Origin of the sequence: Pedobacter sp. SYSU D00535, assembly GCF_017355855.1 — a bacterium.
In the GTDB taxonomy this organism is placed as follows: domain Bacteria; phylum Bacteroidota; class Bacteroidia; order Sphingobacteriales; family Sphingobacteriaceae; genus Desertivirga.
The window spans coordinates 659,953-676,987 of the sequence record NZ_JAFEWD010000001.1 but is presented as its reverse complement, the minus strand read 5'-3'; the positions used below and the strand labels follow the sequence as shown (position 1 = coordinate 676,987).

The window sequence follows — 17,035 nt, the reverse complement described above, 5'->3', positions numbered from 1 at the left end:
CTATATCTACTTTCAATCATAGTAATCTAGTTCTCTGTATCAGTCTCGTGACATTTGATGCTAATATCCTATGCCATCTGGAGAAAATTATACAATAATTTCAATTGTTCTCGGCCGATATTTGGAATTAAGTATACTTTCTTATCAAACAGCCAACTATGAATATCTGAAAGTTGTCCTTCATGATTATTCGTTAACAGACACTAACCACTAGCATGAAACACGCCAATAAGTTACTCCTCATTTTATTCCTGCAGCCATGGATTTTTGCCTTTGGTCAGTCTTCTTACCGAAAGGTTGCGGAAGAACGTGCAGATAAGATCGTTAGTACACTGGAGATCAGCCGGAAGAAGGACATTGCGAAAGTTCGGGACCTGATTGCTGATCAGTATGAGAGCTTAAATAAACTTCACAGCAAACGCGATGAGCAACTTAAAACCGCCGGTAGCGACACCGCTGCTCGAGGCGCAATTAAGAGAAAGATTGACGTAGAAGTAAAGGGTCTGCATGCTAAATATATTGCCGCCTTATCGAAGAATCTTTCGCCGGCAGATGTTGACCGCGTAAAAAACGGGATGACTTATAATGTGGTACCGCTTACTTACCAGAATTATTTACTTCAAATTCCATATCTTACTAGAGAACAGAAGGACAAAATTCTGGCTTACCTTATCGAGGCTCGGGAGTTTGCGATGGATGAAGGATCATCTAAAGACAAACATGCGTGGTTTGGCAAGTACAAAGGAAAAATCACCAACTACCTTGCTAGTCTTGGTTACGATATGAAGAAGGAGAGTAGTGATTGGGCTGCACGACGCGACACGACATCTAAAGCTCTCGGTAATATTAAAGCAGCTGAAATAATCAAGTCGCAGATGTTTGCAGGCATGAAGCCTTTGGACCGCGAGATTATCCGTAACCTTATTGTTTACCAGTATCAAAAAATTGAGGAGACTAGCAAAGCAAGAGACGCCGCTATGGCTGCCGTTAAAGATACTTCAATAGTCGGCAAAAATCGTCAAAGCGCCATTTGGGGCGAGTACAAGATTGCACTAGATCAGCAACGCGATCGTTTCGTGGCTGACCTCAACGGGCGTGTAAAGCCAGAGCAGGTTGAGTACATTAAGGACTATATGACAGGGTTCGGGTTAAAAAAGGAGTATGACAACTTCCTTGCACTGCTTCCTGATTTAACCGAACCGCAGAAGAAGCAGGTAAGGGATTATTTGTTAGAAGCTCGGGACAACGCGATGAATGTGTTAAGCGAAAAAGAACAACACAAGTGGTTCATTAAGTACCGGGGGCGTACAAATAACTATTTATCCAAGCAGGGATATAACCTTCGAAAAGCCACTGAAGATCTGGAAGCGAAAATGAAGTTGGCTAAAGAGCAGGGCAAATAATACATTAGAAACCACAACTTATATAAATTATAATCGAAATTAAAATGAACAAGTTTTTCAAAGGATTAGTACTAACTGCGGCGGTTTGCAGTGTAGCTGAATCCTCCTATGCGCAATACCCAAGCGTACCAGAAGAAGTTGGGAGAGCCTCTGCCGCGATGATGGCCGAAGCTCAACGTCAGTCAGAGATTGCGTGGCAAAAAGCACTTCCTATTATCGAAAAAGAAGCGCTGCAGGGAAAGCCTTACATACCATGGGCTTCAAGACCAATTGATCTTCCTCAGGCTGCAATTCCTGCATTTCCGGGTGCTGAAGGTGGTGGTGCCTATTCATTCGGTGGTCGTGGTGGTAAAGTATATGTAGTAACAAGTCTTGCTGATAGCGGCCCGGGTACTTTACGCGAAGCCTGTGAGCAGGGTGGAGCCCGTACCGTTGTGTTTAACGTTGCAGGTATTATCCGTCTGAAAAGCCCGTTGATTATACGTGCTCCTTACATTACGATTGCCGGACAAACTGCTCCTGGCGATGGCGTTTGCGTAGCCGGAGAATCAGTGTGGATCAATACTCACGACGTGGTCATTCGCTTTATGCGTTTCAGAAGAGGGGAAACTAACGTGGGCCGGAGAGATGACGCCATCGGTGGTAACCCGATCGGAAACATCATGATCGATCACGTTTCTGCTAGTTGGGGACTGGACGAGAATATGTCCATGTATCGTCACATGTACAACGACAGTACAGGTACCAAAGAAGCTAAATTGGGTACGGTAAACATTACCATCCAGAATTCCATCTTCTCGGAAGCTTTGGATACCTGGAACCACGCCTTTGGAAGTACTATCGGTGGTGAGAATGCAACTTACATGCGTAACCTGTGGGCGAATAACGCTGCCCGTAACCCTTCAATTGGTTGGGCCGATGTGTTCAACTTTGCAAATAACGTCGTATTTAACTGGGTGCACCGTTCTGTGGATGGTGGCGACTACCGGTCAAACTATAACGTCTTCAACAACTACTTTAAACCAGGACCACTTACACCGCTTTCTGAGCCCATCAGCTATCGTTTGCTGAAACCAGAATCAGGCAGAAGCAAGTTGCCTTATGTTACTTTTGGACGTGCTTTTGTTAGCGGAAACATTGTAGAAGGCAATCAAGCGGTTACCAGCGACAACTGGAATGGCGGTGTACAGATGGAAGGCAAAAATGGTGAGCTAATGACTTTAGCAGAAGCGAAGAGCTATTTTGCAAAAATGAAAGTTGATAAACCGTTCCCGATGGCTAAGATTTCGGTTCTTCCGGCACAACAAGCTTACGAGTATGTGTTGGCTAACACCGGAGCTACGTTGCCAAAAAGAGATCCGGTGGATACCCGTGTAATTGAAATGGTAAGAACAGGTAAAGTGAACCCATTAAAGAATGTAAAGCTACCTGAAACACAATTCAAACACAGACGATTGCCAATCGACTCCTACAAAAACGGTATCATCACCGACATCAGTCAGGTAGGTGGTTATCCTGAATACAAAGGAAAACCTTACAAAGATTCTGATAACGATGGGATGCCGGATGATTGGGAAACTAAGAACGGCTTAAATCCTAAAGATGCATCCGACGCCAGCAAGGATAAAAATAACGATGGTTATACCAACATTGAAGACTACCTGAACAGTGTAGTGCCAGTGAATATCGTAAAACCGAACTAATAATACTAGCTACCTATGAATACCGAGGGGTTGCAGTTGCTGCAATCCCTTTTTTGTTATTACGCCGGGGAGAATCGCGGCGCCGGTGAGAAGCAATTTTGTAACATAATACTTACTGCTGAGGGTAATATGGTATAAAAGCATGTAAAAATCCTACATAAAATAAGCTTAGTGCCTTAATATCTTTGAGTTATAATACTTTTAACCAAGGTAATAAACCAATTCCCGGAGATCATATCAAAGGAATAAATAACACCACTTAGTTTATCAGGATGAAGAAATACTTGGGCTCGGTTCTTATAGCTACATTAATTAGCTCGGCAACGGCGCTTGCGCAATACCCGACAATTCCACCCGCAGTTCAGGCTGCAGCGGATGAGAAATTGAACGAAGAAAAGAAGAGATCGGAAGCGGCTTGGGCGAAAGCCTTGCCTATAGTCGAGAAAGATAGTAAGAACGGCAAGCCCTACATTCCATGGGCTGCAAAACCTTCTGATCTGCCACAGGCCAAAATACCGGCCTTTCCAGGTGCTGAAGGGGGAGGTGCTTATTCATTCGGGGGACGTGGTGGAAAAGTGTATGTCGTTACAAGCCTAGCAGATAGCGGTCCCGGAACTTTACGGGAAGCTTGTGAACAGGGTGGTGCCCGGATCGTAGTCTTTAATGTAGCGGGTATTATTAATCTGAAGAGCCCGATCATTGTTCGTGCACCTTATATTACCATAGCTGGTCAAACCGCTCCTGGTGATGGTGTATGTGTAGCTGGGGAGTCGTTGTGGATTGATACACACGATGTAGTGATCCGCTTTATGCGATTCCGTCGCGGAGGTACAGAAGTAACCCGCCGCGATGATGCTCTGGGAGGGAACGGTGTTGGAAATATCATTATCGACCACGTTTCAGCAAGCTGGGGACTGGACGAGAATATGTCCATGTACCGCCACGTTTACGATCGAGGAGGATCAAAGCAGGAAAAACTTCCTACAGTAAATGTTACCATTCAGAATTCTATATTTTCGGAATGTCTGGATACCTATAATCACTCCTTTGGAAGTACAATCGGAGGTCTGAACAGCACCTTCATGCGTAACCTTTGGGCAAGTAATATCAGCCGCAACCCATCTATCGGGATGTTTGGCGATTTCGGATTCGCTAATAATGTTATCTTCAATTGGTGGAATCGCAGTGCCGACGGTGGTGATGACCGCTCTTTATTCAACTTCATCAATAATTACTACAAACCAGGGCCAATAACTCCGAAAGACAAGCCTATCGGGCATCGGATTCTAAAGCCGGAGGCAGGTCGTTCAGCCGACAAGAAAACGCTTTACGGTAGAGTATATGCCAATGGGAATATCGTTGAAGGAAACGAAAAAGTAACAAAAAATAACTGGGATGGCGGGATTCAGATAGGGGACATGCCTGACGCAGGTCGCTATACTGACAGTATCCGCTCTGATAAACCATTCCCCATGGCTCCGGTGAAAATTGTTCCGGCTCAACAAGCTTACGAGTATGTTTTGGCTAACGTAGGAGCAACGCTTCCTAAAAGAGATGCTGTGGACGCAAGGGTGGTAGAACAGGTGAAGACCGGGAAAATCTTCTATAAAGAAGGAGGGCCAACTGGAATTGGTAAAGAATTTATCAAACGCCGTTTGCCGGAAGATTCATATAAGCTGGGAATTATTACACATCCGGATCAGGTAGGAGGGTATCCAGAATACAAGGGAACGCCTTACAAAGATTCAGATAATGACGGTATGCCTGACAGCTGGGAAACAAAAAATGGCTTAAATCCCAAAAACGCTGCTGACGCAAGCAAAGACAGAAATAACGACGGTTATACCAATATCGAGGAGTACCTGAATAGTGTGGTTCCGATGAATATGGTAAAGCCTTAAAGATCTCATATTTTAATAATTGGTTTGCATTTGGTTAGTGCAAGTAAAGGGGGGCTCATCCCCCTTTTATTTTTTATGAGATTGTAACAAATTAGCTGGAAAGGCAGGTTGCGCCTGACAGTTTCCTCACTTCCAGAACTATTATCGTTATTATGGAAGGGCATTTTGAGAGGAATTAAGGATGTTTAGGGGATTTGGTAAGATTGTATAATAGCTGGAGAAAATGATATAGAAAGGCCGACGCATCTAATTTTATTTTTGTAAGACACGTAGAACTAATCAAATTTTCAAACTCGCACTATTGCTTATCGGGAAACCGATCTGGGATTAACCAATAGATAAAATTAGCTTTGAAACACTTAGATATTGAATTAAAGGACTTGGTAAAGGGACTTGGATTAAAGACCTTTATTTTTTTAGCAGTCACTTCTACTGTTTTTGCGCAGAAGAAACAGCCTGAAAAACCTGTAGCTCCTATTACGATCGGTCCAAAAGGAAGTCTTTCCTATAATCCTGATTCTCTTGGAAATCGAATCCCTGATTATTCATATGCCGGCTATAAAGCTGGAGAAAGTGCTATTCCTAATGTCGCGGTTAAGGTGACAGTTCCTGTAAAGGCGGGAGATGCTACGGCAAGAATTCAGTCGGCGCTTGATTACGTTGCTTCTCTTCCCGTCGGAAAGGACGGATTCAGAGGAGCTGTGTTGCTGGAGAAAGGAACCTATCAGGTTAATGGCGGACTTGTTATCAAAGCTTCTGGAGTAGTGCTTCGCGGCAGCGGAATGCAGGATGCAGGAACGATCCTTCTTGGTGCCGGCGACGATCGCCAAACACTCATTTCTGTCAAAGGGATCAATAACCTGAGCGGTAAACAAGCGATCAAGATTACAGATAGTTATGTTCCTGTTAACGCTATGAAGTTTCGGGTAGCGTCAACTGCTGGTTTGAAAGCCGGCGACATGATCCAGGTAATACGTCCCTCCACTAAAGAATGGATTGATGTGCTTGGAGCTAACGAGTTTGGTGGTGGTATTTCAGCATTAGGCTGGAAGCCGGGAACTCGCGATCTTACATGGGACCGCAAGATTGTATCTATCAACGGGACCGAAATAACCATCGATGCGCCTGTCACTACCGCTTTGGATGCTCGCTTTGGCGCGGGTACCATTGTTCCTTATGCCTGGAACGGTAGGATTGCTAATGTAGGAGTAGAAAATATTCAGCTTCAGTCATCATACGATAAGTCTAATTCAAAAGATGAAGACCACCGGTGGATGGCGGTTGTGTTGGAAAACGTGCAAGACGCCTGGGTGCGTCAGGTGGTATTCAAGCACTTTGCGGGATCGGCTGTCAACGTCTTGGAGACAGCGAGACGAGTTACAGTGGAAGACTGTAAGTCATTGGCACCAATTTCTGAAATTGCTGGTCAGCGTCGTTATACCTTTTTAACTTCCGGACAACAAACTCTTTTCCAGCGACTATATTCCGAATTCGGATACCACGACTTTGCGGTTGGCTTCACTGCTGCCGGTCCGAATGCCTTCGTTCAGTGTGAATCTCATTTGCCCTTTAGCTTCAGCGGTACTATCGACAGCTGGGCCTCCGGTGTTTTGTTTGACATCGTAAATATTGATGGTAACGCGCTTAGTCTGCTCAACAGAAATCAGGACGCACAGGGAGCGGGCTGGACTGCAGCGAATAGTATGATCTGGCAGTGTGCGGCTGCACGGATAGATAATTACGCCCCGCCAACAGCCCAAAACTGGGCGATCGGCAACTGGGCGCAGTTTGCCGGGAACGGCTTTTGGGATATGTCTAATGAACATGTGCAGCCCAGAAGCTTCTACTACGCCCAATTGAAGCAACGCCTGGGTCAACAGGCGGAATCAAGGGAAGTGCTCCTTCCCGTTGGGCCAGAGGCATCGACCAGTCCCAAAGTTGAAGTCGCAATGGCGCTCACCAAAGAGGCAGCAAAGCCACCAGCATTGCTTATCGACTTTATTGACCTTGCGTCTTCAAGGAACCCAATCCCTACCGAGGCGAGAGGTGTTAAAACGATCGATCGGATAGGCGTTAAAGAAATTAAACCAGCATCGCTTGCACCAGCGATGGCGGTAAAAAATGGATGGATCGTGCGGGGCGATCAAATTGTGACAGGCCGTAAACAGGAAGTTCCATGGTGGTCGGGGTCGGCACGCCCTTATTTCGCCACGAAGGCAAAATCTCACGTTACTCGTTTTGTTCCGGGCAAAACCGGACGAGGTTTAACTGATGATTTGGACAGTGTAAGCAATAACATGCTCTCCAACAATATTGTCGCTCTTGATCATAATTATGGATTATGGTACGAACGTCGCCGCGATGATCACGAAAGGGTGCGCCGGATGGATGGTGAAGTGTGGCCTCCGTTTTACGAGCTGCCTTTTGCAAGAAGCGGTCAGGGTACTGCCTGGGATGGTTTAAGCAAATACGATTTAACGAAGTACAACAAGTGGTACTGGAATCGTTTAAAACAGTTCGCCGACCTCGCCGACCAGAAAGGCCTGATGCTGATCCATCAGAATTATTTTCAACACAACATAATTGAAGCAGGTGCTCATTATTCCGATTTTCCTTGGCGTCCCGCTAATAATATCAACAACACTCCGTTTCCGGAACCGGTTAATTATGCCGGAGACAAGCGTATTTTCTACGCCGAGAACTTTTATAATTTAGATGATCCTGCTTATCGCGACTTGCATCGTGCCTACATCAGAAAATGCCTTGATAATTTCGCCGGCAACTCAGGAGTCATCCAATCTATTAGTGCAGAATACACAGGACCTCTGCATTTTGTACAGTTCTGGTTAGATGTCATCAAGGAATGGGAGAAAGAGAAAGGAAAAAACGCTTTGGTGGCCTTGAGTACTACCAAAGACGTTCAGGATGCTATCCTTGCTGATCCTGCAAGAGCCGCGGCAGTAGATATCATCGATATAAAATACTGGCATTATCAGGCTAACGGAACAGCTTACGAACCAAAAGGAGGTTTAAATCTTGCTCCCCGTCAGCACGCCCGGTTACTGGGTCCTAAAAAAACTTCGTTTGACCAAGTGTATCGTGCTGTAAGCGAATATCGCCAGAAATTTCCCGAAAAGGCAGTGATGTACACCGCCGATAACTATGACTCCTATGGGTTAGCTGCATTTCTTGCTGGCGGTTCTATGGCCAATGTGTCCTTTGATAAAGAGTTTCTTGCTGCCGTTTCCGGGATGAAGGTGTACGAACTGCCAGGAAAACCGGCTAACCAGTTCGCTTTGTATTCTCCGGAGAAAGGTTATTTGGTTTACAACGAGTCGGATGCTCCTCTGAAGTTGAACCTGACTGGATTTGGTGAGTCGGCGAAGGTACAGCGACTGGATCCTAAAACAGGAAAAAGCAGGTCGAAAGCAGAAACTTTGAAAACAGGTGCTACGGTTGAAGTTGCTAAACAATCTTCAGGACCTGAGTTAATTTGGATCACGAAAAAATAATGAAACAACATATATCAATGCGTAAATCTCTTTATATCCTGGCTTGTGCTGCGCTGGCATACGCCGGTTGCACTGCAACTAAAGAATCTACATCTACCGGACTTTCTGCGCTTCAGATTTCGGAGAATGGCCGCTATATTACCACAGAGGATGGGGAGCCATTTTTCTGGTTAGGCGATACAGGCTGGTTATTGTTCAACAAGCTAAAGAGAGAAGAAGCTGACACTTATCTGGAGGACAGAAAGAAGAAAGGTTTTAATGTTGTTCAGGTAATGGTTTTACATACCGTCCCAGCCGTTAACGTTTATGGGGATTCAGCTTTGGTGGATGCAGATATTGCCCGGCCTGATACCACGCAGGGAAATGCTGCTACTGACTCAGTTCAGTACGATTTCTGGGATCATGTAGATTACATTGTTGACAAAGCTGGCGAGAAGGGAATTTACATGGCGATGGTTCCTGTTTGGGGAACAAACGTAAAAGAAGGGAAAGTAACCCAGCAACAAGCTAAGGTTTACGGTGAATTTTTAGCCAAGCGATATAAAGACAGGAAGAACATCATCTGGCTAAATGGGGGTGATATTAAGGGAAGTGATTCGCTGGATGTTTGGAAAACTTTAGGAACAACCATCAAACAAATAGATACGGCCCACTTGATGACGTTCCACCCACGTGGAAGAACCGCTTCTTCTGAGTGGTTCCATAACGAAAAATGGCTGGATTTCAACATGGTGCAGTCGGGTCACCGTCGATACGATCAGGATACTTCAGCCAACGAAAAGCGCCATTTCGGAGAGGATAACTGGAAATTTATGGAGTACGACTGGGCACTCAGTCCGGTAAAACCTACCATTGATGGTGAACCATCTTATGAAGGAATTCCTCATGGATTACATGATACTACAGAGATACGCTGGAAGGACTACGATGTGAGAAGATACGGCTACTGGTCTGTATTCTCCGGTGCTTTCGGGTATACTTACGGCCAAAACTCGGTGATGCAAATGCACAGCGCTTACGATAAAGGAAGTGCCTACGGATCTAAGGAGCTCTGGAGCTCGGCTATTCATGCACCAGGTGCAGGTCAGATGATCCATCTGAAAAATCTGATGCTTTCCCGTCCATTCTTCGAACGCGTTCCGGATCAGTCGCTGATTGCCGGTCAGAACGGGGAGAAGTACAATCGCCTTTTAGCAACCCGCGGAAAGAATTATGCATTTATCTACGCCTATAATGGAAGAAACATTCCGGTGGCAATGGGTAAGATCGAGGGCGAAAAGGTGAAAGCTTCCTGGTTCAATCCACGCGATGGAAAGACAACAGAGATCGGCGAGTTTGATAATAAAGGCACTCAGGAGTTTAATCCACCGGGAGAAGTAAAAGACGGGAATGATTGGGTGTTGATCCTGGATTCAAAATAGTTTGCAACTAAGTTTGCGAGAAATAACGCAGACAGGGTTTCGAACCCTGTCTGCGTTAGGCATTAACAGAATTAATTCTAAAATTTAGATAATGAAAAGACTAATAGGTCTTCTGACATTGATCATCATACTCGGTTCCTGCTCGAAAGAAGTTTACATCTTCAGCTCTTTCCATGAGCCGGCCGATCAGGGACTTCGTTTTCTTTACAGCCACGATGGCTACAAGTGGAACGATTTGGACAAGGTGTTTCTGAAGCCGGAAATAGGTCAGCAGAAAGTAATGCGTGATCCTTCGATTGTAAAAGGCCCCGATGGTACCTTCCATCTGGTATGGACCAGCAGCTGGAAGGGCGATAAAGGCTTCGGCTACGCGTCTTCCAAAGATCTTGTGAACTGGTCGGAGCAGAAGTTTATCCCAGTAATGGAGCATGAGTCAACAACGGTTAATGTGTGGGCGCCGGAGTTGTTTTATGACCAGGACAATAAGCAATTCGTCATTATCTGGGCATCTACAATACCGTTCCGCTTTCCAAAGAAACTGGAGGATGAAGACAATAACCACCGGATGTATTACACTACCACGAAAGATTTTAAATCATTTAGTCCTACAAAGCTTTTTATTGATCCTGGCTTCAGCGTAATTGATGCAGTGATTGTAAGGCGAAAGGCGGATGATTTCGTGCTTGTGCTAAAAGATAATACCAGACCTATGCGGAACATCAAAGTGGCTTTCGGTCCAACAGCACTAGGTCCTTTTACCAATGTTTCGGAGCCTTTCACAGGTAATTTCACAGAGGGACCAACCGTTGCTAAAGTGGGAGATGAGTATCTGATTTATTTTGATTCTTATCGCGATAAGAAGTATGGCAGCGTAAAAACCACCGATTTTAAAACATTTAAAGATGCTTCTGCCGAGACAAACGTACCGGAAGGACATAAGCATGGGACGATATTTAAAGCAAATAAGAGAATTTTAAAGGGGCTGAAAGAATTTGCAGGCCTTGATACTACAAGGAAAAACTAATGATGAATTTAAGGAATACAATAAGTTTCACAGCTCTTGCTGCTTTAGGGTTTTCGAACCTTCAGGCGCAGGACACCATTCGTTATACAGGAAGCACACTTTCAAATGTAGACTACCATCACGGGCAGCTAGCGCCGGCAGTTGGTGTTCATAACATCCAAATGTTTCGGGCAAACCGGGAGCACCCGGAGTTGGCCGATGGCTTCAACTGGACTTACAACCACGCGCCCATGCTGGCGTATTGGAATAACACTTTTTTCCTTGAATACCTGAGTGATCCTGTTGGCGAGCATATTCCGCCAAGTCAGACGGTTATGCACACTTCTAAAGATGGCTATAACTGGTCGAAACCGGTAGTTATTTTCCCTCCTTACAAAGTACCCGACGGCTGGAAAAAAGAAGGACATCCGGGTGTAGCAAAAGATCTGTATTCCATCATGCACCAGCGCATGGGTTTCTTTGTTGCAAAAAACGACCGCTTGCTGGCTTTGGGTTACTATGGTATTGCGCTTGACGCAAAAGATGACCCGAACGATGGTAAAGGAATTGGGCGGGTAGTACGCGAAATCAAGAAAGACGGCAGCTTCGGCCCGATCTATTTTATTCGCTACAACTCCACCTGGGACCAAAAGAAATCAGAATTCCCCTTCTATACAAAGAGCAAAGACAAAGGCTTTATCGCTGCTTGTAATGAGTTACTTGCTAATCCACTGATGATGCAGCAATGGGTAGAAGAAGCTGACCGGAATGATCCGCTGATCCCATTAAAGAAAGAAGTTAAAGCTTTTAGTTATTATCATTTGCCCGATGGGAGAGTAGTAGGTTTATGGAAACATGCCCTGACTTCTATCAGCAACAATGGTGGAAAATCCTGGAAGTACGAGCCGTTAAGGGCGCCGGGATTTGTCAACAGTAATGCTAAGATCTGGGGACAACGTACTCCGGACGGGCGTTTTGCTACCGTTTACAATCCTTCTGAGTTCCGTTGGCCCCTGGCTGTTTCTACAAGTGATAACGGACTTGAGTACAAGGATTTATTGCTTGTTAACGGTGAGATTTCTCCAATGCGCTATGGCGGAAACTATAAGTCTTACGGACCTCAATACATTCGTGGGATTTTGGAAGGAAACGGCAATCCTCCTGACGGGAAGATGTGGCTTACTTACAGCATGAACAAGGAGGATATGTGGGTGGCTGCTGTTCCTGTTCCAATCACCTCTAAAGTTACTTCTCATGCTAATGAAAATTTCAGTCAGTTTACCAAGTTATCTGATTTGAAGCTGTGGAATATTTACAGTCCGATGTGGGCATCCGTATCTGTGGATAAAGCTCCTGATGGTGCTAATGCCCTGGTACTTCGTGATAAAGACCGCTACGATTACGCAAAGGCTGAGCGGGTTATACCTGCGTCCAAAAAAGTCGCGGTAGAGTTCACAGTGATTCCGGCGCAAAGCGACAAAGGAACGCTGCACGTAGAATTTACTGATGCGAAGGGATCTGCCGCTTCCCGTCTGATTTTTGATGATCAGGGGATGTTCCTGGCCAAGGTAGGCTACCGTAATTCGGGTATTATGAAGTACGAAGCTGGTAAGCCCTACACTGTTCGTATTGAGTTGGATCGCGACAAGCGTATTTATAATATTTTGGTGAACGGACAAAGCCGAGGTGCTAAAATCCAGTTCGCCCAGGTGCCTTCCTTTGAACGGGTAGTGTTCAGAACCGGCGAAGTTCGTCGTTTTCCGGATGCCGATACTCCTACAGACCAAAGTTATGATTTAGAAAACCCAGGTACTCCGGTTCCTGAGGCTGTCTACTATATCAAGTCATTTAAAACATCAGCTTACTAGAATGATGAAGAGATTTATTAGTTGTGTAATCATTGCGCTTTCCGCTTTCTCTGCTAAGGCAGAGATAGTGCTTCCCCGGATCTTGGGGCATGGCATGGTGCTGCAACGAAATAAGCCTCTTCCTGTTTGGGGCACGGCAGCTGCCGGAGAACGCGTTTCTGTGCAGTTCAAAGGACAGGAAAGAAAAACGGTGGCTGATGCAGCGGGTAATTGGAAGGTGGTTCTTGATCCTCTAGAAGCATCTGCTGTTCCTGCCTCTTTAACCATCACCGGTACTAATACCGTCCAACTCAACGATATCCTGGTAGGAGAGGTTTGGCTTTGCTCCGGTCAGTCAAATATGGAATATACCATGCGGAAGAATAGCAAGATAACGAGACGACCTGCTATAGAGCCTAATCCCGTCGACGAGCTGCAGTACGCAAAGAATCCAAATATCCGGATCTTTCTGGTGAACAGGAAGGAACTGGCTAAGCCGGATCCACGACATAAAGGATGGAGCGTTGCTCGCGATTCTGCTTTGCGCTCATTTTCTGCCGCTGCCTATTTCTTTGCAAAAGAGGTAAATGGAAAGTTGAACGTACCAGTGGGGATGATTTCATCTGCCATTCCGGGAAGTGCTTTGGAGCCTTGGGTTTCCGCAGAAGCGTTCTCTCAATCAAGGTACTTCAAAGATGAAAAGGTGGGTAACGATCCGGGCAAGTTCTACGAACCCATGATCAAACCTCTTGTTCCTTTCGCCTTAGCGGGATTTTTGTGGTACCAGGGCGAGACAAACTGCTTCCTTAACGAGCGGATCACCTATACTCAGAAGATGGAGGTGTTGATTAACAGTTGGAGAAAGGCTTGGTCGGATGAAAAAATGCCTTTCTATTACGTTCAAATTGCGCCATTTAAATACTCCGAATCAAAAGGCAAAATTCAACTGACTAAAGAAGCATTGCCAGAATTCAGGGAAGCCCAGGCCATGGCGCTCAAGATTCCTAACACGGGCATGATCGAGACCACTGATCTGGTTGATAATTTGGATGACATTCACCCCGGCTTCAAATGGGAAATAGGACGACGACTTGCTCTGGTTGCATTATACAAAACCTACGGCTTTAAAGATCTGGTCGCCTCAGGACCCGTTTTCAAAAAGATGAAAGTGAAAGGTAGAAAGGCTCACCTGTCATTTGCCTCAAGCGGTTCCGGACTCATAAGCAAGGATGGTAAACCTTTAACCGGTTTTATCATCGCCGGAAAAGACGGCAAGTTTGTAACCGCCACGGCAGAGATTAAAAGAGATAAGTTGGTGTTGTCATCGGCAACAGTGAATAAGCCAGTCGCGGTGCGCTTTGCCTGGGAAGAAACAGCTCAACCAAATTTTTATAACAAAGAAGGATTACCTGCGCAACCGTTTAGAACCGATAATCCTTTGATTAAGCAATACAGCTATTCAAAACAATAATGATTAAGACGCTACGATATATAATCCTTTTTGCTTTTTGCTTTTTGTCTTTCACCTTCGTTAAGGCACAGCAAACGGAAACGCTTTTCCTATCAGGAACCGGCAACGACAATACCGTGCAGTGGGATTTTATGGTAACCGGGGGCATGAACGCCAACAAATGGTCTAAGATCCCCGTGCCCTCCAATTGGGAATTACAAGGTTTTGGAAAATACGACTACGGCTTTGCTAAAGACTCAGTGCGTGGAAAGGAACAAGGCTTTTATAAACACAACTTTAACGTCCCTGCAAGCTGGAAAGGAAAGAAGATAAACATTGTTTTTGAGGGTTCGATGACGGATACAGAAGTAAAGATCAATGGTAAATCGGCGGGCCCGGTGCATCAGGGAGCCTTTTATGTTTTCCGTTACGATGTTTCCGATTTGCTGAACTATGGATCCACTAATTTACTTGAAGTAAAAGTTTCAAAGCATTCGGCGAATGCTTCTGTAAATGAGGCAGAACGGAAAGCAGATTTCTGGATCTTCGGCGGTATTTTCCGTCCGGTCTATTTGCAGGCCCTTCCACAATCGCATATTGAAAGAGTAGCAATAGACGCGAAAGCTAATGGCGCGTTTACGTCTCAGGTTTACCTGCAGGGAAATGCAGATAGGCTCGAAGTTCAGCTGTTTACGGCCGATGGCAAAAAATACGGAAAAAAAGTTCAGGCAAAACAGCTTTCCCGTTCAGGAAATTACACGGTAGTTTCTGCTCAATTTAAAGATCCCGCTCTTTGGTCGCCTGAGTGGCCCAACCTTTACAAGGCGGTGTTTACGCTTTATCAGGATGGAAAAGAAGTGCACTCGATCAGCGAGAAGATCGGGTTCCGCACGGTTGAAGTGAAAGAACGGGATGGCGTGTACGTGAACGGCAAAAAGATCAAAATCAAAGGGGTGAACCGACATTCCTTCTGGCCAACCTCAGGGCGTACTACCAGCGAAAAGATCAGCGTGGCAGATGTTCAACTGATGAAGGATATGAACATGAACGCTGTGCGCATGTCTCACTATCCTCCCGACGATCATTTTCTGGATGTCTGCGACTCTCTGGGTTTATTTGTAATGGATGAACTTGCAGGATGGCACGGGCACTATGATACGCCTACAGGTTCTAAGTTGCTGAAAGAGATGATCGCTCATAATGTGAATCACCCTTCTATCATTTTCTGGGCGAACGGCAACGAAGGCGGGCATAACCGCCAGCTGGACCATCTTTTCGCCGAGCTGGACATTCAAAAACGTCCTGTAGTTCATCCATGGGAAGACTTTGGCGGTTTCGATACGCAACACTATCGCGAATACAATTATGGTATAGGGAACTATATGCACGGCAAAAGCATCGTTATGCCTACCGAATTCCTGCACGGACAGTTTGATGGCGGACACGGCGCCAGCCTGGATGACTACTGGAAAGAGATGTTGTATCATCCTCATGCTGCCGGTGGTTTCCTGTGGGATTTTGCTGATCAGGGCGTGGTCCGGACAGATTTGAAAGGAATTCTTGATACAGATAAACATCGCGGAGCTGATGGTATCGTGGGTCCATATCATGAAAAAGAAGGAAGTTTTTATACGATAAAAGAAGTTTGGAGCCCGGTGTTTTTTGAACACAGAGAAATGGCTCCAGGGTTTGACGGAAACTTTAATGTAGAGAATCGCTATCACTTCACCAACCTGAATCAGTGCAAATTCAGCTGGAGACTGGTAAACCTTAAAAATGCTGCTACCACTATTTCAGGAACCTCGACAGCTCCTAATGTCGGACCTTTTGAGAAGGGACAAGTAAAAGTCGCTCTTCCGGCTAACTGGCAAAGCTTCGATGCGTTGTACGTTACCGCTACCGACCCGCACAAGCGCGAACTTTTCACCTGGAGCTTCCCAATAACACTGCCCAAAAAGGAAGCAGCAAATCTTGTTACAAAAGAGGGAAGTGGTACGATAAGCATCACAGAAGTCGACACACTTTACAAAGTAGCAGTGAATGGAATTAACCTGGCTTTCAGCAAGCGAACAGGAATTTTACAGAGCGTGCGAAATGCTAAGGGTGTAATCCCGTTTAATAATGGACCAATTGTTCAGGAGGGAGCGACTAACTTCCAGAACATCAAACACAGAATGGAAGGTAACAACCTGATCATTGAATCTACTTTCGATAGGAAATCTGCTTACAATACTTTGCAGTGGACGATCTATCCTTCAGGCTGGATCAAACTAAACGTGAAGTATTTCCCGGCTGAGTATCTTACTAACTTCGCCGGCGTCAACTTCTCTTTCCCCGAAAATAAGATCAAAGGCGTTGAGTACATGGGCAACGGTCCGTATCGCGTTTGGAAGAACCGGATCAAGGGAAACCAATTCGGCATCTGGAGCAAAACCTACAATAACACAGAAACCGGCGAACAGTGGGTGTATCCAGAATTCAAAGGCTATCATTCTAATATGTACTGGTGTAAGTTTATTACGACCGAGCAGCCCTTCACGGTGGTGACCGAAAATGAAGATCTTTTCCTTCGCTTGTTTACGCCAGCGTGGAAAACCGACCAATGGCACAACTACGAGCCTATTTTCCCTTCCGGGGATATCTCCTTCATGCACGGAATTTCTGGCATTGGTACAAAAACTCAGCGAGCAGACAGGAGCGGTCCGTCGGCCATGAAAAATATTTTTTATGATTATGAGAAGGAGCCTGCCAGGGCGCTGGATTTAGTTTTATATTTCGACTTTTCAGGAAAGTAA

The 17,035-nt window shown here is 45.4% G+C and carries 9 protein-coding genes; all 9 read left to right on the top strand.

Annotated features, from left to right (window positions below):
- Positions 1–215 precede the first annotated feature (215 nt).
- The 9 genes from J4N23_RS02665 to J4N23_RS02625 all read left to right on the top strand — a co-directional run bounded on the left by J4N23_RS02665 (position 216) and on the right by J4N23_RS02625 (position 17,035).
- Positions 216–1,403 carry a DUF3826 domain-containing protein gene (locus tag J4N23_RS02665; RefSeq protein ID WP_207425455.1) on the top strand — a complete coding sequence of 396 codons (1,188 nt, stop codon included), beginning with the start codon at positions 216–218 and terminating at the stop codon, positions 1,401–1,403.
- Positions 1,404–1,447: 44 nt separating this feature from the next.
- Entirely contained in the window at positions 1,448–3,106 is a 1,659-nt protein-coding gene (locus tag J4N23_RS02660; protein ID WP_207425454.1) for a polysaccharide lyase family 1 protein, read from the top strand.
- Positions 3,107–3,378: 272 nt separating this feature from the next.
- Positions 3,379–5,007 carry a polysaccharide lyase family 1 protein gene (locus tag J4N23_RS02655; protein WP_207425453.1) on the top strand — a complete coding sequence of 543 codons (1,629 nt, stop codon included), beginning with the start codon at positions 3,379–3,381 and terminating at the stop codon, positions 5,005–5,007.
- A gap of 350 nt (positions 5,008–5,357) precedes the next feature.
- Positions 5,358–8,519, top strand: a complete 3,162-nt coding sequence (locus tag J4N23_RS02650; protein ID WP_242689053.1) for a DUF6298 domain-containing protein — start codon at positions 5,358–5,360, stop codon at positions 8,517–8,519.
- Positions 8,519–9,940 carry a glycoside hydrolase family 140 protein gene (locus J4N23_RS02645; RefSeq protein WP_242689050.1) on the top strand — a complete coding sequence of 474 codons (1,422 nt, stop codon included), beginning with the start codon at positions 8,519–8,521 and terminating at the stop codon, positions 9,938–9,940. The genes J4N23_RS02650 and J4N23_RS02645 overlap by 1 nt, the downstream gene beginning before the upstream one ends.
- 91 nt (positions 9,941–10,031) lie before the next feature.
- Positions 10,032–10,964: a glycoside hydrolase family 43 protein gene (locus J4N23_RS02640; RefSeq protein WP_207425452.1), complete on the top strand. Its 933-nt coding sequence runs from the start codon at positions 10,032–10,034 to the stop codon at positions 10,962–10,964.
- The gene (locus J4N23_RS02635; RefSeq protein ID WP_242689049.1) at positions 10,964–12,811 is read left to right on the top strand and encodes an exo-alpha-sialidase; all 1,848 of its coding nucleotides are present in this window, start codon (positions 10,964–10,966) and stop codon (positions 12,809–12,811) included. The genes J4N23_RS02640 and J4N23_RS02635 overlap by 1 nt, the downstream gene beginning before the upstream one ends.
- A 1-nt stretch (position 12,812) precedes the next feature.
- On the top strand, positions 12,813–14,261 hold the full coding sequence (locus J4N23_RS02630) for a sialate O-acetylesterase (protein ID WP_242689048.1): 1,449 nt from the start codon (positions 12,813–12,815) through the stop codon (positions 14,259–14,261).
- Positions 14,261–17,035, top strand: a complete 2,775-nt coding sequence (locus J4N23_RS02625) for a glycoside hydrolase family 2 protein (RefSeq protein WP_207425451.1) — start codon at positions 14,261–14,263, stop codon at positions 17,033–17,035. The genes J4N23_RS02630 and J4N23_RS02625 overlap by 1 nt, the downstream gene beginning before the upstream one ends.

Bases quoted from the DNA above. Each gene is read 5' to 3' on its own strand.
- J4N23_RS02630 (WP_242689048.1), top strand. From the start codon at position 12,813: ATGATGAAGAGATTTATTAGTTGTGTAATCATTGCGCTTTCCGCTTTC.
- J4N23_RS02665 (WP_207425455.1), top strand. From the start codon at position 216: ATGAAACACGCCAATAAGTTACTCCTCATTTTATTCCTGCAGCCATGG.
- J4N23_RS02635 (WP_242689049.1), top strand. From the start codon at position 10,964: ATGATGAATTTAAGGAATACAATAAGTTTCACAGCTCTTGCTGCTTTA.
- J4N23_RS02645 (WP_242689050.1), top strand. From the start codon at position 8,519: ATGAAACAACATATATCAATGCGTAAATCTCTTTATATCCTGGCTTGT.
- J4N23_RS02660 (WP_207425454.1), top strand. From the start codon at position 1,448: ATGAACAAGTTTTTCAAAGGATTAGTACTAACTGCGGCGGTTTGCAGT.
- J4N23_RS02625 (WP_207425451.1), top strand. From the start codon at position 14,261: ATGATTAAGACGCTACGATATATAATCCTTTTTGCTTTTTGCTTTTTG.
- J4N23_RS02640 (WP_207425452.1), top strand. From the start codon at position 10,032: ATGAAAAGACTAATAGGTCTTCTGACATTGATCATCATACTCGGTTCC.
- J4N23_RS02655 (WP_207425453.1), top strand. From the start codon at position 3,379: ATGAAGAAATACTTGGGCTCGGTTCTTATAGCTACATTAATTAGCTCG.